Raw genomic sequence first — 21,118 nt, 5'->3', positions numbered from 1 at the left:
CACCTCGATTATATTAGGGGGAGAGCAAGCCCTCCCCTTCCCTTGTGCTTACCGGCTGTTGTAACGCTGCAGCGCCGCCGTTTGAATTTCGATCGCCCGGTCCAATCCCAGCGACTTCATCTTGGCGACATAACTGTCATATTGATCGACCGGCTCGGAGCCGAGAATGATCTTGATCGTCATTTCATCCACCAGCGTGTTGATATCATTCATGATGGTGGCATACTCGGAGCTTTCATCCGGCGTCGGCGTAATGGATGGCAGGTTGTACTTCGCCGCATCGGTGTTTTTCCAAACCTCCACCGCATCCCGCTGCGTCTGGAGCGCAAAGAACTGCTCCGCGTAACGCTTATCCTGCACGAACGGCCCGTTATAGCTGCTGCGAGCATACAGGGATATCGCCTGTGCGGGAGCGAGCTTGTCCGGATTTTTCATCAAGAGATCGGTAAATTTCGGATAGCCGTTCTCCATGTTGTAGCTGACGCCTTCCTCACCGAAGTTGAAGAACATATGTCCTTCCTCGCTGTACCCGTAATCGAGCATACGCACCGCGAGCGCGGGATCTTTCGCTGCGGTCGTGACCGCTACCGTTCCTTCGGACGCGTAGGCCTGGTTCAGCTGTCCGAATTTGGGCTTGTCCCCTTTGTTCAGCACCGGATAAGGCGCCGCAACAAGCACGGCTTTCGGATCGTTTGCCTCAACGAGCGGCTGCCATTTGCCGATGCCTCCTCCGGCGTTGCCGATCGTGGCCCCGGTAGCGCCGGATGCCATATTGCCGTCGACTGCCTTCGTGTCCGCCGTCGCGATGTTTTTGTCGATCAAGCCTTCTTTATACCAGTCATGGAACAGTTTCAAATACTCTTTAAAGCCGGGCTCGGCGGGGCCGAATTTAACCTTCCCGTCTTCCTGGTAGAACCCGCGGTTTACACCAAAGGCACCAATAAATGCGCCGTTGCCGGATTCATTGAAAAAGCGCGGCTTGCTCACGACCGAAAACGGTGCGGCCGCCCCTTTTTTCTCTTTGAAGGCTCTCAGCGTCGTCGTCCATTCATCGATCGTTTCCGGCACCGGCAGACCCAGCTCATCCAGCCAGTCCTTCCGGATAATCGGTCCCTGGAATACGCGCAGGTATTCGTCGCCCCGGATGAACGGGAAAGCGTAATAGCTGCCGCTGTCCGTTTTGACCATTTTGTCGATGTCGGGATGCTCCTGAAGGTACTTTTTCAGGTTTGGAGCATACTTGTCGATCAGATCGTTCAGCTTCAAAATGTAACCGTCCTTGATCGCCTTTTCCGGTCCGCCGGGAAAATCGCCGATAAAGTTGTATTCGATCATATCCGGCAAATCCCCCGAGGCCAGCATGACGTTGAAGGCTTCCTTAACTTGGCCGGTCGGCGGCGCGGTGAACTCGAGCGGTACCCCGGTTTTTTCCTGCCATTTCTGAAAGAAAGGAATTTCGTCATGCGTCGCCTTGATTCCGACCAGGTTGCCGTTGATCTCGCCCCAGTAGGACAGCTTCTCATCAGTTTTTAATGGGTAGGTCGCCGATTCGGCCGCTCCTCCCGGACTTGCCCCCTTTGCCGCATCTTCGCCGCTCTTGCCGCCGGATGAACAGCCCGCCAGCACACTGCCCAGCATCGCGATGATCAGACCCGCAGCTGCGATTTTTCTCATGCCTACAACCTCCATTTGATATGTGGTGAATCTTGCCCTTTCAGACTATCGAAGCAGCGTTCCACCGGATATGAGCAGAAAATACAAAACGATGTTCTTTTTTCATGCGGCTGATGACGATTTCTCCAATCGAATGAACAAAAACGGGAAATATTGTCGAAAAACTACCGTTTTGATGTTGTTATCCGAAGAAATACAGGAAGGGCTGCATAGGTTGATATAGAGGCTAAAACGCGATTTTGGATATCGTTCCCATATTCTTTTATAATGAAAGGGCAATCTATCATTTTTTCGAGAGGAGTCCATTGTCTATGCATGCAAGCGAAACTCCGAAAAATGCGTTGTTTACAAGCGACTTTACCCGCAATCCTTACCCCGTGTACGAGAAACTGCGTCAAAGCGATCCCGTTGTGAAAGTCATGCTTCCGAACGGGCAAACCGGCTGGCTCATCAGCACCTACGAGGATGCGGCGGCCGTGCTGAAAGATCCGAGGTTCATCAAGGACATGACCAAATTCGTCGGGCAGGAGCATCCAAGCGTGTTCTCCAAAAACATGCTGTTCTCCGACCCGCCGGATCACAAACGTCTTCGCGGTCTGGTGCAAAAGGGCTTCACGCCCCAGCGGATCGAAAGCATGCGGGATCATATCCAAGAGATTGCGGACAGGCTTCTGGATGCGGTCTCCGGCAAGGATCGTCTGAACCTCATTGACGATTACGCTTTTCCGCTGCCGATCATCGTCATCAGTGAAATTTTGGGCGTGCCCACGGAGGATCAGGACAAGTTTCGGGTGTGGTCGAACTCTATTATTGAAGCCTCGAATCAGAAAATGGGCGAGGATGTCACCCGTCACATGAACGAATTTATCGCATATCTAAAAGATTGGTTCGCGAAGGTCCGCGAGCAGCCAGGTGACGACATGATCAGCGAGCTGGTGATCGCGGAAAACCAAGGGGACCGGTTAACGGAGGAAGAGCTGTACGGGGTGGTCACGCTAATGATCATCGCCGGTCATGAGACGACGGTCAATTTGATCGGCAACGGCGTGCTGGCCCTGCTCGAATATCCGGAGCAGCGCAAGCTCCTTCAGGACCGGCCGGAACTCATCCAGGGAGCCGTTGAGGAAATGCTCCGGTACAACGGCCCCGTGGAATTCAGCACCTCCCGCTGGGCGTCCGAGGATCTGGAATTCAGGGGCCAGCTATTCCAGCGGGGCGACCTCGTGATCGTCGCGCTCGATGCAGCCAACCGGGATCCGGCCCAGTTTGAGGACCCGAACCTGTTTGACATTACCCGCGGCAAGAGCCCGCATCTGGCGTTCGGCAAAGGAATACACCTGTGCCTTGGCGCCCCGCTCGCCCGCCTGGAGGGAGAGATTGCGGTCAATACGCTGCTGCGGCGTTTTCCCGACTTTGCGCTTGAAGGAGAGATCGGGGATCTGGAATGGAGACCCGGCATGATCGTGCGCGGGGTGAAAGAAATCCCGCTTCGTCTGAGCTAAAATTAGTCAATTGTTCCCTGTTGGTCCATCCGGGCTCGAAGGTATGCTTTTTAAATAGTCCCCAAGATCAAGGAGGAGATCACTCATGAGAACAATCGGCATTATCGGAAGCGGAACGGCCGGGCTGCAGCTGGCCTATGCGCTGAAGGACGATTTTGACGTCACGGTGCTTCATCATGAAGAGCCTGATGAGGTCCGCAGCGGAAGAGTCCGTTCGACACAGGTTCATTTCCAGCCGACACTTGCGCGCGAGCGGCGTGTGCACATGCCCGCGAACAGCGATGCGCCGCAGATCCGGACCATTCACTTTCAGCTCGGCGGACAAAAACTGTTTACCGGGCAGTTGACGGGCATCGCCACTTCTACCGATCAGCGCATCCGGTTTGCGGATGCCATGGAGGATTTGGCCAAAGATGGCGTTCGGTTCCGGCATGGACGCATTTCGGCTGGTGATCTGGATGCGCTCGCCGCCTCATTCGATCTGATCATCGACGCAGCCGGCAAAGCGGGACCTGTCGCCTCTTTTCCCGTCGATGAGAGCCTGACGCCCTTCCGGACGCCGCAGCGAAAATGCATCGTCGGTTATTTCTCCGGTATACGTCCGGTCGAGCCCGAAGGCATTTCCATTACGGTGATGCCCGGCACCGGTGAAATGTTCGAGATTCCTGCCGTTACATCAAACGGACGGGCCACAATACTGTTTATTGAGGCGGTTCCGGGCGGAGCACTGGATGCTTTTGTCGGCGTGAAGGGACCGGATGCTTTTGCCGAGCGGATGCTTGGCGTGGTGGAGGAACACCTCCCGGAGATTGCCGGGCGGATCGATCCGGCCAAATTCGCGCTGATTGACGACAACGCATATCTGCTCACGGCCGTCACTCCTGCGGTTCACCGCCCGTATGTCATGCATAATGGCACGCTCATCCTGGGTTGCGGAGACAGCGTATTCCTTGCCGACCCGATCACCGGGCAGGGCTGCAATACGGCTTCGTACGCTGCCGAGCAGCTGTACGAGACGCTGCTGGCCCATGCGGATGCCGATTGGGACGAGTCTATCGGCAGCGAATATTGGAACCGGACGCAGCCTTATATCAAGGCCGTGACCGAATGGACCAACGCCATGACCCAGCCGCTGCCGGGACATATTGCCGAGCTTCTGATGCAAGCGGCAGCAGACCAGAATACGGCGGACCGCATAGCCCATTGGTTTGAAGATCCGACGCAAGCGTACCGCAGCTTCTTTGAACAACACAACAGCCAGCCTTTTCCCCGCTAGGGGAAGGCTGGCTGTTTATTTTACCATACCGCTGCGAAGCGCAATGACCACGACCTGCGTTCGGTCTTGGCAGCCGAATTTTTGCAGGACCCGGTGAACATGTGATTTGACCGTGCCTTCGGAAATGACCAATTTACGGGCAATCTCATCATTCCGTAGGCCATACGCCATCTCCTGTAATATCTCACGCTCCCGTTCAGTGAGTGGCTCCGCCAGATTCACGCCCGCTTCATCGGGCTGCGAGCACTTCTCGGGGGATGCAACGCGCAGCATGGCGCTCGCAGCCCACGCCGTTCTGTACACCGCTTCCCCCCGATGCGCAGACCGGACGGCCCCCAGCATGTCTTCCACTTCTGCATCCTTCAGCAAGTAGCCGACTGCCCCTGCTCGAATTCCCTGGTAGATGTACTCTTGGTCATCAAACGTCGTCAGGATAACGATCTTCATCTTTGGCAGCCGTCTCATAATTTCCCTAGTCGCTTCAATTCCCGACATGACAGGCATCTGAACATCCATTAAAATGACGTCCGGACCAAGCCGAGTGGCCATTTCAACGGCTTCACCCCCGTCCGACGCCTCACCAACCAGCGTCATATCGGGCTGAAGCCCGATCAAATACCCAAATCCCTGGCGGATCATCGTCTGGTCATCGGCCAGCAAAACCTTAATGTTTTCGTTCATCCTTATCCCTTCTTTCTGCCTCAGGCCGTGGCCGGTCTTCAGCCGGCAGAGCCGCAACGATTTCAAATCCGCCGCTTTCCGGAATGCGGTACTGTAAGCTACCGCCTTTCTCCTTCAGCCGATCCCTCATGACTTTCAGGCCAAAGCCCTCGTTGATGCCGTGTTCCCCATTCAGCGTGCCATTGTCTCGAATGATCATCGTGATTTGATGGTTTTCCCTTGAAAGATTCACTTCCACCTGCGTCGCATTCGAATGACGAATAACGTTCGTGACGGATTCCTGCAGCACGCGGAACAACGTTTCATACGTCTCCGCAGGCAGATCTTCATCATTGATATCCGCTTGAAAGTTATAACTAATGGATGCTGTTGCTTCCATCCGGATAAGCAATGATTTCAGTGCTGTCATGCCGGAAAAAGATAGATCCCCTGCCAAAGCGTGGACAGACTCGCGGATATTTTGCAGCCCTTGGCGGGCCACAGACAGCATCTCTTCCAGTGTCTCCCCTGCATGGACCGGATCCTGCTTAATCATATAACGCAGTGCCTGCATCTGCACGATAAGCGACGTCAGACTGTGACCTACCGCATCATGGATGTCGCGGGCGATCCGGGCCCTCTCCTCCAGCACAGCGTACTGCATTGCCGTTGCAGAGGCGTCCTGAAGTTGTTCATAAGCTTCTTGAAGCTCCTTCAAGTGGCGCTCATTCAATTCGTGGATGCGCCTTCTTTCCATACGACTGCGAATAAAGAAGTAGAGGACAAGTCCAAGCAGTACAAAGGAGAGAAAGTCAAACACATCCTTTTCACCAAAACGGATGTACAATCCGGCTGATACGACCATGGCGATAATCAAGGGGACATAAGCTTTGGAAGCCGTCAACCGCATCACCCAGGCGAACAGCAGAATCACCAGAAAATACAGCAACTTGATTTCATGAAACCATAAGATCCCGATCAAACACTCCACGGAAATCAAAGAAGCGGCTAGGACTGCCCGTGTTACCGTCCACCATGATCTCCTGATTAGAAGAATACTCGAAAAGGTTATCCAAATCATCAGATGCAGCATTATTTTCTCCGGAGGATCGCTAAACAGCTCCTGCCGGTCAAGCAGAAAGAGCAGGACAGCCGCAATAGACAGGATTCTGCCATAAAAGTTGCTTTTCACCGACCGTCTTCCTCCTTTAGCGTCTGCGTAATTTCTAACATTGTAGCTCGGTCCGTGGACAAAATCCAACATTTAAGCCGGATGGCGGCAAATCTCTATCTGCAGATATAGGCGAGCGATCGTGAAGATCCATCCCCGGGTAGTCGAATCATCGGGCGAAAACGGGATATGATGATGACAGGCTAAATGATGAAGGAGGCAATCGAAGATGAGTGTTCAAATGCTCATTTGGATCGTACTAGGTTTATTTGTTATATACCGCATATATTTACGTTTCCGCCGCACATTCGGCTGGCAGGAGTTGAAACATCGCCGGGTCCGGACGATGACCATCATTCTGAGTTTGGTCGGACTGATCTTTTTTGCTGAGGGAGCCATGCATCCCGTCAGTCTTGTTTCCGATGTCGCCGGGATTGTACTTGGTACCGCCCTGGCATGGTACAGCTCTACGGTGACCGCGTTTGAGCATCGCAACGGCAAGGTGCTGTACCGCTCCAGCGCCTGGATCGCCGGTACCGTATCCCTGCTGTTTTTTGTCCGGCTGATCTACAGAATGATCGATATGGTCCAATCGGGTTATTTTCAGCAAGGAGCACAGATGTCCGACCGGCTGGCCGTGATGGGCAGCAGTTGGTCTGCGGGCTTGATGCTGATCATGTTCGCCTACTACGTAACTTACAATGTAATCCTGCTGAACAAGCAGAAAGGTTTGCAGCGATCCTAGCTGCAGGAATGTCCCCCGTAAATAAGCTTGAAACGCAGAAGAACCCCCCGAAAAATCGGGCGGGTTCTTTCCGCTTCTCTATTTACTCTCGTTTCATCTGCTAACCGCAGAATCCGCATCTTGATGCTCCCGTTTCATATAGACGCCTTTTTTGTACACCGACTTGATGACGAAATATCCTTGCAGTTTCTTGTTCGTCCGGTAAATCAGTGAATTGACCTCGTCAATGCCAACCAGCTCAGTATCATCGATACAGCGCTCGGGCCATACATATCTCATAATTTCGTCCCGGGTCACAAAATGGTCCAGCCGGCTGTGCATCAGCTTAAACAGCTGGTATTCCTTCTTAGATAGCGGGACCGTCTCCTCATCAATCTGAACGCTCTGCATATCGTCATTCAAGCGCACATCGTCTTCAGGCCACCCCGAAAAAACATACTCCCTCGTTTCCTCCAGGTCCATGACCGTCTCCAGCTCCAAAGCAACCAGTCCGTTAACCAAAGTTAGGCGGTCACCCGGAGACACTGCAGCGGGTTCATGGGCGTCCAAGCGGTGGCCGTTCAGCTCGGTCCCGTTCTTGCTCCCCAAATCCTCGACTAGGAGCCCCTCTTCGGTCCACGCGATCCGGCAGTGCTGTTTAGATACCAGCAGGTTGTATATCTCGAGCATCCCTTGTTCCGAGCCGGTATGTCTACCAACCGTCACGGTTTCTCCTTCTTCCAAGTAAATAAACGATCCATGGCCTTTCTGGCCGGCGGTATCAATCATGATTTTGATTTTGTCCGGCATATCTACCTCTCACTTTCCTTTGTCTCTTTCTCCCGTCAATGATAAATTCGTCAGATTTGTTCCATTGTTTGCCTACCCGGCTGATTTTATAGTTAGCCTATACCCGTTTCCATGTTTACTTGTGAATTATATTTCAAAAGCGAGGTTTATAGCAATGAAGCGATTGAAGCGAAAACAATTTTTTACATACGTGCTGTTAGCTTTTCTGGTTGCCAGTGGCATGGCGATATACGTGTTTATCCAGGGGCGGGATGAACCCGGTCCCGAACAGACGCTGCAGTCTTACTTCAACAGTCTGAAAGAAATGAAATTTGACAGGCTCTACGACCTCATGACGCCTGAATCCCTTGAGCAATCGGGAATGAGCCGCGAGCAGTTCGTCGATAAATACCAATCGATCTTCAGCGGAATGGGCGTTACCGGCGTTAAAGTGACGCAGGGGCCTGCCTTCCAGTCTGAAGAGGACCATCATTATTCCATGGACTATACCGCCACCTGGCATACCCCAATCGGTGATGTTGATGGGGATTACCATATGAAGCTGGTTCAGGTTGAACAAGACCACGATAAGGTCTGGGCCATCGAGTGGCATCCTTCTCTGATTCTACCAGAGATGTCCGCCGGCGACAAAGTAAGGGTCCGCGTATTGACGCCTCAGCGTGGTGAAATCACGGACCGGGACGGGAACCCGCTGGCCACCCGCGGCACCGCATACGAATGGGGGATTACCCCTTCCGAGCTCGGCGACCATCCGGATCAGACGATCTCCAGCATCGCCGCCTACTTCAAACTTCCGGTGGAATACATCCAAAAAAAGCTGGCGCAGAAATGGGTCAAACCGGATTATTTTGTTCCGATGGCCAACGTTCCCAATACCGATCTGTCCCAGAAACTGCCGGGCGTCTCGGTCAGACCGAAGGAAGTGAGGTACTATCCGCTGGGCCAAGCCGCCGCCCACCTCACCGGTTATGTCCGTCAGGTGACGCAGGAAGATTTGCAGAACGATAAAGACGGCTATTATGCTGCTGGGGACTGGATTGGCAAGGCCGGACTGGAGCAATCGCTGGAAAAGCAGCTGCGGGGACGGAAAGGGGGATTGATCGAAATTACCGACGCGAAGGGGAACCGTAAACGCATCGTTGCCCAGAAGCCAGCGGTGAACGGCGAGAACATCCGCCTTACGGTCGCCTCCGCACTTCAGCAGGACCTGTACCGTACGCTGTCCGGCGATACCGGCGCGGCAGTGTTGATGAATCCGAAGCATGGAGATCTTCTGGCCCTGGTCAGCACCCCTTCGTATGATCCGAATCAAATGGTCACCGGCCTGTCACAGCAGGAATGGGATGCGTATTCCAAGGATCCGGAGCTTCCTTTCTTTAACCGGTTCGCGGCCCGGTATGCGCCGGGATCGGTGTTTAAAGCGGTGACGGCCGCTGCCGGCCTGACCGAAGGCATAACCAAAGCGGATAAAACCCGCCGCATTGACGGGCTGCATTGGAAAAAAGACGCGGGCTGGGGCGGGTACTATGTCACGCGGGTGAAGGATGTCAGCTCCGTGAATATGGTGGATGCCCTCGTGTATTCGGACAACATTTATTTTTCACAAGAAGCGCTGGAAATGGGCAGCGGCAAATTTATCGAAGGCATATCCAAATTCGGCTTCGGCGAAAATTGGGGGCTGGACATGATCAACTTGAAGCCAAGCCAGTATGCCAACGCCTCCCACCGGGACCTGGCTTCGGAAGTTCTGCTCGCGGATACGTCCTATGGACAAGGAGAAATGCTGTTGTCCCCGATCCATGTGGCGGTCGCATTCACACCCTTCGCCCAGCAAGGCAAACTTGTTCCCCCTATCCTCTTTCTACAGCAGGAAGATCAAAAATCTCCTCAAGCGATCCAAATCATCACTCCACAGGTTGCCGGAACGGTCAAAGATGCACTGACGCAGGTCGTCAGCCGAAGTGGCGGCACCGCTCACGCGCTGTCTTCTGCTGAGCTGAAGCTGGCGGCAAAAACCGGAACAGCCGAGCTGAAAGCCAAAAAAGGCGAACAGGGCGAGGAGAACGGATTCGTGGTCGCCTTCGACGCGGAGCAATCTTCTTTCCTGATATCCGCACTGATCGAAAATGTACATGCACGCGGCGGCAGCCACTACGTCGTGAACAAGCTGAAGCCTTTTCTAAATACACTGAATTTACAAACAAAATAACGGTCAAGAAATCCGTCAACTTGTGTTGCAGCCATCGCTGCAGATCGAGACCCTCTTGTGATACGATGAGGACAAGAATCAGCGAATCCTACGCAAAGGCGGTATCCCATGTTTGACCTTCTGCTACCCGAGCATTCCGGCTCTCCGTTATATCTTCAACTTTATCATTTGATCCGCGAGCAAATCCGCTTAGGGAAAGTTGCGGCTGGGACCCGGCTGCCGTCCGTACGGGCGCTTCAGCAGCAGCTCGATATCAGCAAGACGCCTGTCGAAACCGCATATCACATGCTGGTGGTCGAAGGCTATGTCGTCAACAAACCTAAGTCGGGCTTTTACGTGGTGGACGACCCTGAATTTATACAAAATGTCGTGACAACGTCTCCGGCTCGGCGTATGCAGCTTAAGCATACCGTGCCAGGATTTCATGAGTGTTTACGCGAAGAAGGCATGGACTGGATCGATTTTAACCCTACCCATATGGATGGAGATTCGTTTCCACTCAGGACATGGAACAAAATGCTAAAAGAAGCCATACAGCCATTGGCCGCACAGCTGGGTCGATATGGGGATTCCCGCGGCGAACCGGCACTGCGGGCTGCCATCTCGGAGTATCTGGCTCATTCCAGAGGCGTCCTCTGTTCACCGGAGCAAGTCATCATCGGCAGCGGCATGTCGTACAGCATCGGAATTCTGGTTAAACTTCTGGACGGGATACGGCGGGTGGCATTTGAAGAGCCTGGCTTCGATCTCGCAAGGAACCTATTGAACGGATACGGCTGGGAGGCGGTTCCGGTCCCGGTTAGCGGCCAAGGGCTGCATGTGGATGAGCTGGCAAAAGTTCCTTTTCAGGCCGTATATGTCACACCTTCGCATCAGTTCCCGACAGGAAGCATCATGCCGTATTCGCAGCGGGTGCGTCTGCTCGCATGGGCCGAAACGGCGGGCGCTTATATTATCGAGGATGACTATGACGGAGAATTCCGGTATCAGGGAAAGCCGATCCCCTCCCTTCAAGGGCTTGATAACAAAGGCAGGGTTATCTATATCGGTACCTTCTCGAAGACATTGTCGCCTGCGCTCCGCATCAATTATATGGTCGTTCCTCCCGCACTCTTGCTCAACTTATCCAACCTCCACCCTGATCTGCTGCATGCACCTTCGCGCCTGGAACAGTGGGCGCTGGAGCGGTTCATGCGGGAGGGTCACTGGTACAGACATTTGCGGAAGACACGCAGCTTGTACCGCAAGAAGCATCATCATTTGATAGACCTGATACGCATTCACTTGGGTGAGCAAGTCCATATTACCGGTCAGCATGCGGGGCTTCACCTTCAGCTGAGCGTCCGCCGCCATGGTACCGCTCAAGAGCTGATCCAGCGGGCTGAACAGCAGCGGGTCAGGGTGTATGATTTCCGCACTATGTGGGCTGACCCGCCCGATGCCTCTCTTCCTGTCGTTTATTTGGGCTTTGCCGGCCTTCCGCTTCCGGTTATGGAAGAAGGTATCCTTCGTTTAAAAAAGGCTTGGTTCGGCACCTAAGTTCTTTCTATCTCTAAGGTGTTTGAACAAAACGACGAAACAGCACGTCCAGCTCTTGCAAAATGACATCCTGGTACCGGTCGCCTTCAAGGTAAAGAGCTCCGATGTCCCGGTAAACTTGGTTCAGCTGTTCTTGATAGGAAGGGGACTGCCGGTCCGGCAGGCTGGCTTTAAAGTCGTCCATCACTTGCTGAATGTAGGCTGGGCGCGCCCCCCACCTGCCGAGCACGTTGCCACCCCGGTCAACAAATATCGCCACAGGCTGGGCTCTTCCGCCGTCCGTCAGAAATAAATCCATCGTATCCAGATGTTCTTCCATGATCAGCGCTTCAACCGGGATGCCGGACTGCTCCATGATCCGAAACAGCACGGGGACGTTCCACATGACATCCGGACACCAGTCCGTGCATAAGATCAGGCAGCGAATGCCTAATCGCTCACCTGAAGATGCAAACAAACTCCGCCTGGCCGAATCGAGCGTACGGAATCCATGATATTTGTCATAAAACCTTTCAACGGTATTCGGTATCCCGCTGTTAACCATTTCTCTGACCTGCATACGTTCCATAAATTGCTGCGGAGTAATCCCTTGTCCGACTTTATGCATTAGATTGACCGCTTCTGTCATCGCCGCTTCCAACCTTTCTTATTCGTATATCTACCAACATAAAACAAAACTGACCCTATAGAAATGGTCAGTTTCCTTTTTTTTAAAAAAGTCAATTTTACGAAACGGCCGGGGACGAAGCGGTCTTGTGCCTTTTGCCAGGCCGTGCCGACTTGTACCACTGCAGACAAAACAGAAAGATGAGGATCAGGTCGACGGCATCCCCCCCGTAATACATGAGCTGTGCTCCCGATTCAGCCTGGGCTATGGGGACGCCTCCCGGCGGATATGCATATAGAACCTTGGCCAAGATTCCATGTCCGGCCAGTGATAACACGAGGATGCCTGCACGAAATCCGTATCCTGTCCGGTGAGGACTGGGATCCATGCAGAGCAGCGCCGCGGTGTATATGTACCCTGCGACAAACATATGTACATGTACCAAAACATGAAGAACCGGATGGTGCTGCATCGCCGAGTACAATCCAGTATAATACAGCACCCACAGTCCTCCGACGTTCAGAAGAGATGCCGTAACTGGATGGCTCAGCAGGCGAACTGGCCGGGTTTTCAGCCAGGCTGATAAACGGCGCGCCCGTGAAATCGTTAAGCTGCGCAACAATAGGGTCACGGGAGCAGAGCATGCGATCAATAAAGGGGAGAGCATGCCAAGCGACAGATGCCCCAGCATATGATAGAAAAAATCGTCATGTGCCCTTGCCGCCAGTGGTCCCGTTAACGCTGCTGCCGCAGCAGTGACACCAAGGATCCAGCAGATCGTGCGCATGGCGGGCCATCTGTCAAAGCGGCGATTCGCAGCTTTCACTGCCACGGCGTAGAGGCCGATAAGCACGAGAAATAAGAGGATGAAGAGCGCATCATGGAGACTCCCGGCATTATGGTGACCTCCGGCAGGATGACCTGCGTGATGTCCTGTCATGTTCATTTAACCGTCCCTCTCCGTTTCCCGCTTCGCTAATCTGCCCGTTTGAACGATCAGCATGATGCCGATGATCAGAATGACGGCAGCGCTGACATTCCAAACGACGTCGTATACGAAGACGTTATCAACGTACCGGATCTGATGAATCCTCATCCACTTGTGCTGGATCGTCCCGTCATACAGCTGAAATCCGCCGACGCCGAGGAGCATGCCGCCCCACCAGCGTTTCGGCCACATGGCGTTTCTCCGCCGGAGATCCGATACCAAAAACATGCCGGCGATCGTCGCGAACCAATTGAGCGCATGAAACAGGCCATCCGACACAAGCCCCACGGCCGACGTGGATTTGTCATAAAAATGATGCCAATGCAGCAGCTGATGAAACACGACCTCATCCACAAAAGCGATAAATCCGATGCCGGCCAGAAATCCCGACCAGCGGTTGCGGCTGGCATACGTGATCCGGGCTGAAAGATTGGAAGACTCCGTTGCGTTAGAACTCATGGTTTTTCCACCTTTTGTAAGACTTGTTTCTTCTCAATATACCCAGTCGATGCCGGGTTATAACATGACCTGAATCCAACTTTCCCCCGTTTCATTTCACAGCACGCAAATAAGCCGCTTTGCTGCTTGCAAAGCGGCTTTTTAACCAACCGATTACCAATCCCGAGGAATTGCAGTAACCTCTTATGGTCGAACCTGCACTTTCATTTCTAGCTCTTTCACATACGTTTTCACCATATTGCCGTTAACGTCCAACTTGAACAGCCCCGTTTGTGCCTTTTCGTCTGCAAAGGCAGGGAAATACGGCTTGATGGTAAATGAACGGACTTCCGGGTTTAACGGATCAACGAGATAATCGGAATACAAGTCGTCGTCCCCACTATTTCCCCTCCGTCTGGCATTTCCGACCAGCAAATTCAGCTCATGGCCTTGATCATCGATTATGTCGTACTGCAGTTGGTTGGCATTTGCCGAAATTCCCTTGGTCATCAAATGCAGCCGCGTGGATAGCGTGGTGAATTCGACTTTCTCCAGGCTTAACTGAATACCCCTTGCCTGCTTGACCAGCTTCGGTTCGATCACGAGCGGCTTCTCCCCATTCTTCTGGATCGGCACCGTTAACCGGAAAGGAGCGTCTATGCCTTTCAGCGTAATCAAGGCCGTCAAATTTATCATATCCGGCAAGGCCAGCTGCGTATCTCCTTGATTAGCCCCATCGACCAACGTAAAGATGATTTTGTCGGGGTCCTGGGTTGGTTTAGACATGATGTACGGCCCCTTCCCCCATTGTTCCTTACTGAATATCGACTGGCCGTTGATCAGAAGATCTATGTCACTTATACTGGCTTTCTCCTGCGCAGGGCCCGTCGTCCCGCTGTCGATCGATCCGTTTAGAGGAGCGGAATACCCCGTGCGGCTGCGTTCAAGAGCAAATGACAACCGCGTTTCGTCAAAAGCCGCCGCCGGAATGCTGAGCGTGATCCCATCGTGGGTATCAAATACGTTCACAGGTGAAACTATTCCCCGTTCCTCCGCGTTTTGGAGACCCCGATCTCCCGCAAGCTTAAACACGTTGCCCACAACCGGCAGGTTTTTGAGCGCATCGGCCATGGCGGGGGATATTAAACCGCTTGCTGCAGTGCCGATGATCACAATAGCCGATAACGCGGCAGCTGACTGCCGGATCATCCTGTGATGCTTGATTGCAGCAGTATGTTTCTGAACGGACGTCGCCTGCTGTATCCGGCGGATCGTTTGATAAGCCTGGTCCTGACGCAAGCGAACGACGTCGGGAATTTGAACCGGAACGGATTTTTTTAACCGGCGCAGCTGTTTTTCCAGATCAAATGGATTCATAGTTTAACTCCCCCTCGTTGGCTGCCAAGTAACCTCTCATCAGATTTTCCCTAGCCCGGTGCAAGCGTGTCCTTACAGCCCCTTCCGTTAGTTCCAAAGCAACTGCGATTTGCTTGATAGACATATCCCGAAAATAAAAAAGCTCTATGACAATCCGCAGGTTATCGTCCAATTGTTCTACCCGTTCGCGCAGCTCCACAAGCCGGGAATCCTCGAACCTCTCTGTAGGATTCTTTTCAGGCACTTCAGCCATCGAAATGGTCCGTTTCCGATTACGAAGCAGTTGATTGCACTCATTAATCAATATCCTGATGACCCAGGTTTTGAAAAATCTAGGTTTTCTTAAGCCTGGCAGAGCATTAAATACCTTGATAGTCGTTTCCTGCATCGCGTCCGCACAGTCCGCATCTTCCTTGAGAATGCTTTTGGCCACACCATACATCTCAGGTTCAAGCTTTTGAATTAGCCGAATGAACGCTTCGCGGTCACCCTCCTGCGCTCTTTGTATATCGCTGATACGAATCACTTTCGTGTCACTCCTTCTAAGGGCCCTCATCCAATTAGATGGACAAGTTGGCCTAAAGGTTACAAAGTATATGAAACTTTCCCTAACTACAAAAACAAGCACCAAATAGAACCGTGTAAATGGGGCCGTTTTCGTGAGCATCAACTTGACCCGGAAGACACGCCCAATTTATAGTTGGATCAGAATGAAATAAGAGGAAAGGTGAATAGCCCAACAAAGGAGTGCATCGGTTATGAAACAAAACAAGTATGACGATTCCGCTTTTTTCTCGGCGTATAAAGAAATGCCCCGGTCCATCGGCGGGCTTGGGGCTGCAGGGGAATGGCATGAATTTAAAGTACTGCTTCCGGATCTGCAGGGCAAATCGGTTCTCGACCTCGGCTGCGGCTTTGGCTGGCACTGCCGATATGCACGGGAACAGCATGCAGCTGAAGTGGTCGGCGTAGACATTTCGGCTAAAATGCTGGAATCTGCACGTGAACAAACGGATGATCCGGCAATCACCTATCTGCAGGCACCGATCGAAGATATCGACTTTCCCGACGGCCATTTCGACGTCGTCCTCAGCTCGCTCGCTTTCCATTACGTGCAGTCGTTTGATCCCGTATGCCAAAAAGTACACAGCTGCTTAAAGCAGGGCGGCACCTTCGTCTTCTCGGTGGAGCATCCTATTTTTACATCCCGGCCCGAGCAGGAATGGATTCTGGACGACCAGGGCAGCCCGCTGTACTGGCCGGTGGATCACTATCAGGATGAAGGAGTTCGCAACACGGCGTTTTTAACGGACCATGTCATTAAATATCACCGTACCCTTTCCACTTACATCAACGATTTAATTCGCACCGGGTTTGCCATCACGGCGGTTCGCGAGCCGCTTCCCGACCCGAAATTGATGCACCACCCTGGCATGAAGGACGAAACCCGCCGGCCGATGTTCCTCATTCTGTCTGCTGAGAAAAAATAAAACCAACAAGGACAGGCTTCCCGCCTGTCCTTGTTGGTTCGATGCCGGTGCTCACTGCAAGGCACCCAGCGTTACATTGCCGCCCCTTGAACCAACGCCTCCTGCACCGGAAGCTCATGAATCGTCCGCAGATAGCTGATCGTCTTGTTGGCCGAGTGCATGACGACCGAATAGGTTTCGGCTTTGTCCTCCTGCAGGTACCGCACGCCATTCAAGAATGATCCGGATGTGACGCCCGTGGCAACGAACAGCACTTCTTTTGTACCTACGAGATCGTCCATCGTCAGCAGCTTGTGTGGATCCGGAATCCCCATCCGCAGGCAGCGCTCGAAATCCGGCGGGCCGGCCGGAAGCAGTCTTCCCTGCATCTCCCCGCCGAGGCAGCGGAGGGCGGCGGCGGCCAATACACCCTCAGGCGCACCACCTGAGCCGACATACAGATCCACTTCGCTCTCCATCGCCGCCTCAATCGCTCCCATGACGTCGCCGTGGCTGAGCAGCTTGATCCGCGCCCCCATCGTCCGGAGCTCGGCAATGATGTCCTGATGTCGTTCCCGGTCCAGCATCGATACCGTTATATCCGATACCGGCTTGTTCAGTATGGCCGATGCTTTGGATAGCGTCGTTTCGATCGGATCATCGAGGGACAGCCGGCCGGCCAGCTTCGGACCTGCCGCCAGCTTGGCCATGTACATATCCGGCGCATGCAGAAGCTGGCCTGCCGGAGCGGCGGCGATGACCGATATGGCATTGTTCAAACCGCTGGCTACCGTTTCGGTCCCCTCAAGCGGATCCACCGCGATGTCGACCTTCGGACCCCGGCGGTCCCCCACTTGTTCTCCGATATAGAGCATGGGAGCTTCGTCCATTTCCCCCTCGCCAATCACGACCGTTCCATCTATGGGCATCGAATGGAATTGCTTCCTGATCGCTGCAGTTGCTGCCTGATCTGCGCTGTTTTTGTCCCCTCTTCCCGTCCAGCGTCCGGCGGCAAGCGCCGCTGCCTCTGTCACTCTTACCATATCCATAGCAATATGACGTTCCATTTCTTTACCTCTCCTCCTATTCCATGCCCCGTTAATCCGGTAATTCTGCCGTGTGCTGCTGAGTGAAAACCCAAGCCTCCTCCCGCTTCGTTTTATTGTGTTTTATATATTACGTCATAATAAGCTATTTATCAATATTTATGACATCATTAATTTTAAATGCAGCTATAGACGGGATGAATATCGTATCCAAGTCCTATAAATAATCTAAAAAAGCGTACTCCCCTCCATTATCGCAAGAGGTAAGTACGCTATTATTACGTCATATATACTATTGTAAAAGCTCGCGTGCCAGCAGCTTATATACCTGCAGCCGCTTTTCCTGGGAATGCGGGATGCTGCAGATCATGGCCTCATCAAATCCATACAGCTCCTGCTCTTCCTTCAGGCGGTCGGCAATTTCCTTAACCGGGCCAACCAAATGCAGCCTCCGGTTGTCCTGGATCAGCATCCGGTCCATTTCGGTTAACGGGTAATTATGCGCTTCTTCCGGAGTGAGCAGCTGCGTGATCTGCCGCCCTTTAGCCATCATAAGCCGAAACAGATCCTGCGGCAGAGCTTCATATTCGGCCTCTTCCCTAGTCTCAGCGGCGGTCACCAAATAGGTCACGCTGATCTGCGGTTTCTCCATAAAAGCCGAAGGCTTGAACTGGTCTTTATAGATATCCAGAATTTCGCGGCTCATCGCTCCGTTGAAAAATTGCGCAAACGAATACCCAACACCCATCTCTCCGGCCTTAAGCGCACTGTCGCCGCTTGATCCGAGCAGCCATGCCTCAGGCAGGGTGACGTGAGCCGGGGATGCGGCGTTTTTGGCGTACAGGCTATCTTCCGGAACCTCATCATTCATCAGCTGCAGCGTCGTCTTCAGCTTCTCGTACATATTGTGCAGCATCAGCTGCCGCCCTTCCGACAAGGCATACATGGAGCTTGTATCTCCTCCGGGTGCCCGGCCGACGCCGAAGTCGATCCGGCCAGGCGTGAATGCGCTCAACGTCTTGAACACCTCGGCCAGCTTCAAAGGGGAATAATGCATCATCATGACCCCACCGGTCCCGATCCGAATGGTCTGCGTTTTGGCTGCAAGTCGGGCCGCCGTCACTTCGGGCGCAGAACTCGCAAACGTGCGCGCCCCATGGTGCTCGGCCATCCACATCCGGGTGTATCCCAGCTCGTCGGCCAGAACGGCCAATTCTTCCGCCTTGTGAAGCGCTCCTTCCGCCGTATTTCCTATCGTAACGGGTGCTTGATCCAATACACTTAATTTCATGAGGTTACCTTCCCTTCCAGGTTAAACATCATCCTGAACGCAATTTATTCATCCAGCATCAAAGAGGATAAACATTATCCACGTTATCGTAATATATCCTGGTCGAAAAGTAAAGACTGGTCTCAAATCAATTCGGAGATTCTCTGACCCGCTGTCAGCATGACAAAATCCGGCGACATACCGTTTTTCGTTCCTGGCAAGTGCGCCAAACTTCAGCGTTATTCAAGCTATTATTCAGCAGTATGCTCCAACCACGGGCGAAGAAAGTCCTCAATATCCTGCCTGGTTTTATGAAAATAGGTGTTGTTATGCCGGCCATAATTAAAAAAGCCATGCTCCATGCCATCATAAGTTTTGAACGTAATCGGGTTGCCGGCATCCTGCATTTCTCGAACAAAGCCGCGGTTCTGCTCATACAAATCGTCCCCGGTTCCGCATATCCAGAGCGTCTGCGGCAGGCAGCGCCGCACATGATGTATAGGAGAGATCTCCTGGGCAATAGGCAGCAGCTCGGGGTATCGGCGGGACATAATGTCCACCCCGTCCATCCCGGCCGCAAAGATGACAAGCTTATCGGGAACGGCATTCACGCTCACATCGTCCACATCGTCGTTCAAGCGGTCGAACATGATGGAGGATACGGAAATATACCCGCCCGCCGAAGCTCCGCACATGGCCAGCTTCTCCGGATCGACACCGAGCTCCTCTGCATGCTGCCGCACCCACCGCACGGCCGATTTAACATCCATAATCGCCTGCAGCGGGGTAAATCCAGCATCCCGCCCTGTCCTGTAGTCCACGCAGATCGAAACAACGCCTAAAGATGCCAATGCATGAGCCTGGTGTTGAAATTGGGCCGGCGAGAACTTCGGATTGGGCTGAAAGCTCCCCCCTTGGAAAAACAAAATCACCGGCCTGTTTGCCGCTGCAAGGTCCGGTTCGGACACATACAAACGCAGCTTCCGGTCTTGTACCTCTTTGTAGGTGATTTCACGGACAGGATAATCAAAAGGAAATCGCATAGCACTCATCCTTTCTTCAAATGGTGTAGACCTAACATTCCCAAAATTATACACCACCCGGACAAGGTTGTCGTTTCCCTTTTTCCAAATACGGCCCGTTACCTTCAACCGTTCAAGCAGCCACTGCAAGCGGATAAAAGAGCTAAAGAACAAAAAAAGACCGGCCGTAGTATAGGCCAGTCTCTCTCCATTTCGATCGTTACTCAACTGTGATAACGCTCAAAACTGTCACTTTTTCATGCCGGTGACTTCGGCCACGATTTCGTACGAACGCAGGCGGGCCGCCGGGTCGTAGACCATCGAGTTGACGATCATTTCGTCCGCCTGGGTCTCATTCAGGAAGGCCTGCAGCTGCTGCTTGACTTCTTCCGGATTGCCGATGACCGATGAACGGATCTGTTTCATCACATGCGCCTTCTCGAACTCGTTCCAATTGCCTTCCAGCGATTTAACCGGCGGGGCGAGTTGGCCGGGCGTATTCCGGATCAGGCTGAGAAACTGCTGCTGATGCGATGTGGCGATAAACTCCGCCTCTTCCGTTGTATCGGCCGCGTACACGTTTACTCCAACCATGGCGTAAGGTTTGTCCAGCACCGCAGACGGCTGAAACTGTCTCCGGTAAATAGCCAGCGCCTGCAGCGTATGATCCGGCGAAAAATGACTGGCGAAGGAGAACGGCAGGCCCATCTTAGCAGCCAAAGCAGCGCTGAAATCGCTGGAGCCGAGCAGCCAGATCGGAACTTGCTGTCCTTCCCCCGGAATGGCCCGGACGCGGTTATATTTGGACTTCTCGTCGAAATAGGCCATCAGTTCCTGAACATGCTGCGGAAAATAATGCCCGTTGCTCGGGTCGCGGCGCAGCGCTTCCGCGGTCAGTTGGTCGGAACCCGGAGCGCGTCCGAGTCCAAGGTCAATCCGCCCCGGATACATGGCTTCCAGCGTACCAAACTGTTCCGCAATGACCAGCGGCGCATGGTTAGGCAGCATGATGCCTCCGGAACCGACGCGGATCGACTGGGTCCCTCCGGCTACGTACCCGATGACGACGGACGTTGCCGAACTGGCGATGCCCGGCATGTTGTGATGCTCAGCCAGCCAATAACGGTTATAGCCCCATTGTTCGGCGTGCTGCGCTAGATTTAATGTATTTTTAAACGATTCGGCCGCGGTTCCCCCCCTGACGATGGGTGCCAAGTCAAGAACGGAAAACTTGATCTGATCCAGCGTTTTCGTATCGTGGTTGCTCATAGGTATCAGCTTCTTTCCTGCAAATTTATATGAATGTCGGTAGGACCATTGAATCGTAAGTTGTCAT

The 21,118-nt window shown here is 53.2% G+C and carries 19 protein-coding genes; 6 read left to right on the top strand and 13 right to left on the bottom strand.

Annotated elements, in window-relative coordinates:
* Positions 1-48: 48 nt before the first annotated feature.
* Positions 49-1,674, bottom strand: a complete 1,626-nt coding sequence (locus MKY74_RS18650) for an extracellular solute-binding protein (protein WP_076166648.1) — start codon at positions 1,672-1,674, stop codon at positions 49-51.
* A gap of 311 nt (positions 1,675-1,985) precedes the next feature.
* On the opposite strand from MKY74_RS18650, the gene MKY74_RS18645 reads away from it, so the two are divergent.
* Both MKY74_RS18645 and MKY74_RS18640 read left to right on the top strand, forming a co-directional pair.
* On the top strand, positions 1,986-3,176 hold the full coding sequence (locus MKY74_RS18645) for a cytochrome P450 family protein (protein ID WP_076166651.1): 1,191 nt from the start codon (positions 1,986-1,988) through the stop codon (positions 3,174-3,176).
* A gap of 85 nt (positions 3,177-3,261) precedes the next feature.
* Positions 3,262-4,452 carry a styrene monooxygenase/indole monooxygenase family protein gene (locus MKY74_RS18640; protein WP_076166655.1) on the top strand — a complete coding sequence of 397 codons (1,191 nt, stop codon included), beginning with the start codon at positions 3,262-3,264 and terminating at the stop codon, positions 4,450-4,452.
* A gap of 15 nt (positions 4,453-4,467) precedes the next feature.
* Here MKY74_RS18640 and MKY74_RS18635 read toward each other — a convergent pair whose 3' ends face one another.
* Positions 4,468-5,133, bottom strand: coding sequence for a response regulator (locus tag MKY74_RS18635; protein ID WP_076166658.1), 666 nt, complete (start codon positions 5,131-5,133; stop codon positions 4,468-4,470).
* On the bottom strand, positions 5,117-6,304 hold the full coding sequence (locus MKY74_RS18630; RefSeq protein ID WP_167372830.1) for a sensor histidine kinase: 1,188 nt from the start codon (positions 6,302-6,304) through the stop codon (positions 5,117-5,119). Before MKY74_RS18630 ends, MKY74_RS18635 begins: the two co-directional genes overlap by 17 nt.
* A gap of 208 nt (positions 6,305-6,512) precedes the next feature.
* Between MKY74_RS18630 and MKY74_RS18625 the strand changes: the two genes are divergently transcribed.
* Positions 6,513-7,028, top strand: a complete 516-nt coding sequence (locus tag MKY74_RS18625) for a hypothetical protein (RefSeq protein WP_076166661.1) — start codon at positions 6,513-6,515, stop codon at positions 7,026-7,028.
* Between the two features lie 93 nt (positions 7,029-7,121).
* Here MKY74_RS18625 and MKY74_RS18620 read toward each other — a convergent pair whose 3' ends face one another.
* Positions 7,122-7,817, bottom strand: coding sequence for an FHA domain-containing protein (locus MKY74_RS18620; protein ID WP_076166664.1), 696 nt, complete (start codon positions 7,815-7,817; stop codon positions 7,122-7,124).
* 154 nt (positions 7,818-7,971) lie between these two features.
* Here MKY74_RS18620 and pbp4 point away from each other — a divergent pair, with 154 nt between their 5' ends.
* Positions 7,972-10,026: a penicillin-binding protein PBP4(5) gene (gene pbp4 / locus MKY74_RS18615; protein WP_076166669.1), complete on the top strand. Its 2,055-nt coding sequence runs from the start codon at positions 7,972-7,974 to the stop codon at positions 10,024-10,026.
* Positions 10,027-10,134: 108 nt separating this feature from the next.
* The gene (pdxR, locus tag MKY74_RS18610; protein ID WP_076166673.1) at positions 10,135-11,565 is read left to right on the top strand and encodes a MocR-like pyridoxine biosynthesis transcription factor PdxR; all 1,431 of its coding nucleotides are present in this window, start codon (positions 10,135-10,137) and stop codon (positions 11,563-11,565) included.
* A gap of 13 nt (positions 11,566-11,578) precedes the next feature.
* Here the strand turns inward: pdxR and MKY74_RS18605 are convergent, their stop codons facing one another.
* The 5 genes from MKY74_RS18605 to MKY74_RS18585 all read right to left on the bottom strand — a co-directional run bounded on the left by MKY74_RS18605 (position 11,579) and on the right by MKY74_RS18585 (position 15,501).
* The gene (locus MKY74_RS18605) at positions 11,579-12,193 is read right to left on the bottom strand and encodes a thioredoxin family protein (protein ID WP_076166676.1); all 615 of its coding nucleotides are present in this window, start codon (positions 12,191-12,193) and stop codon (positions 11,579-11,581) included.
* 97 nt (positions 12,194-12,290) lie between these two features.
* Positions 12,291-13,118: a cytochrome c oxidase assembly protein gene (locus tag MKY74_RS18600; protein WP_244169166.1), complete on the bottom strand. Its 828-nt coding sequence runs from the start codon at positions 13,116-13,118 to the stop codon at positions 12,291-12,293.
* Complete coding sequence (locus tag MKY74_RS18595; RefSeq protein WP_076166680.1) at positions 13,119-13,619, bottom strand: DUF2243 domain-containing protein; 501 nt, start codon at positions 13,617-13,619, stop codon at positions 13,119-13,121.
* Positions 13,620-13,802: 183 nt separating this feature from the next.
* The gene (locus MKY74_RS18590) at positions 13,803-14,975 is read right to left on the bottom strand and encodes a DUF4179 domain-containing protein (RefSeq protein WP_076166683.1); all 1,173 of its coding nucleotides are present in this window, start codon (positions 14,973-14,975) and stop codon (positions 13,803-13,805) included.
* Positions 14,962-15,501 (bottom strand): RNA polymerase sigma factor, encoded by a 540-nt coding sequence (locus tag MKY74_RS18585; protein ID WP_244169167.1) that lies wholly within the window; start codon positions 15,499-15,501, stop codon positions 14,962-14,964. Before MKY74_RS18585 ends, MKY74_RS18590 begins: the two co-directional genes overlap by 14 nt.
* A gap of 232 nt (positions 15,502-15,733) precedes the next feature.
* Between MKY74_RS18585 and MKY74_RS18580 the strand changes: the two genes are divergently transcribed.
* On the top strand, positions 15,734-16,465 hold the full coding sequence (locus MKY74_RS18580; protein ID WP_076166686.1) for a class I SAM-dependent methyltransferase: 732 nt from the start codon (positions 15,734-15,736) through the stop codon (positions 16,463-16,465).
* Between the two features lie 71 nt (positions 16,466-16,536).
* Here MKY74_RS18580 and glpX read toward each other — a convergent pair whose 3' ends face one another.
* The 4 genes from glpX to MKY74_RS18560 form a co-directional block, all read right to left on the bottom strand.
* Positions 16,537-17,511: a class II fructose-bisphosphatase gene (glpX, locus tag MKY74_RS18575; protein ID WP_076166690.1), complete on the bottom strand. Its 975-nt coding sequence runs from the start codon at positions 17,509-17,511 to the stop codon at positions 16,537-16,539.
* A gap of 271 nt (positions 17,512-17,782) precedes the next feature.
* Positions 17,783-18,781: an LLM class flavin-dependent oxidoreductase gene (locus tag MKY74_RS18570; RefSeq protein WP_076166693.1), complete on the bottom strand. Its 999-nt coding sequence runs from the start codon at positions 18,779-18,781 to the stop codon at positions 17,783-17,785.
* A gap of 230 nt (positions 18,782-19,011) precedes the next feature.
* Positions 19,012-19,803, bottom strand: a complete 792-nt coding sequence (locus MKY74_RS18565; protein WP_076166695.1) for an alpha/beta hydrolase — start codon at positions 19,801-19,803, stop codon at positions 19,012-19,014.
* Positions 19,804-20,031: 228 nt separating this feature from the next.
* On the bottom strand, positions 20,032-21,051 hold the full coding sequence (locus MKY74_RS18560) for an LLM class flavin-dependent oxidoreductase (RefSeq protein WP_076166698.1): 1,020 nt from the start codon (positions 21,049-21,051) through the stop codon (positions 20,032-20,034).
* Positions 21,052-21,118: the final 67 nt, after the last annotated feature.

The organism is Paenibacillus sp. FSL R5-0378 (assembly GCF_038009285.1).
GTDB classification, from domain to species: Bacteria; Bacillota; Bacilli; order Paenibacillales; family Paenibacillaceae; genus Paenibacillus_AQ; species Paenibacillus_AQ favisporus.
This window is presented reverse-complemented; position numbering and strand designations above follow the sequence as displayed.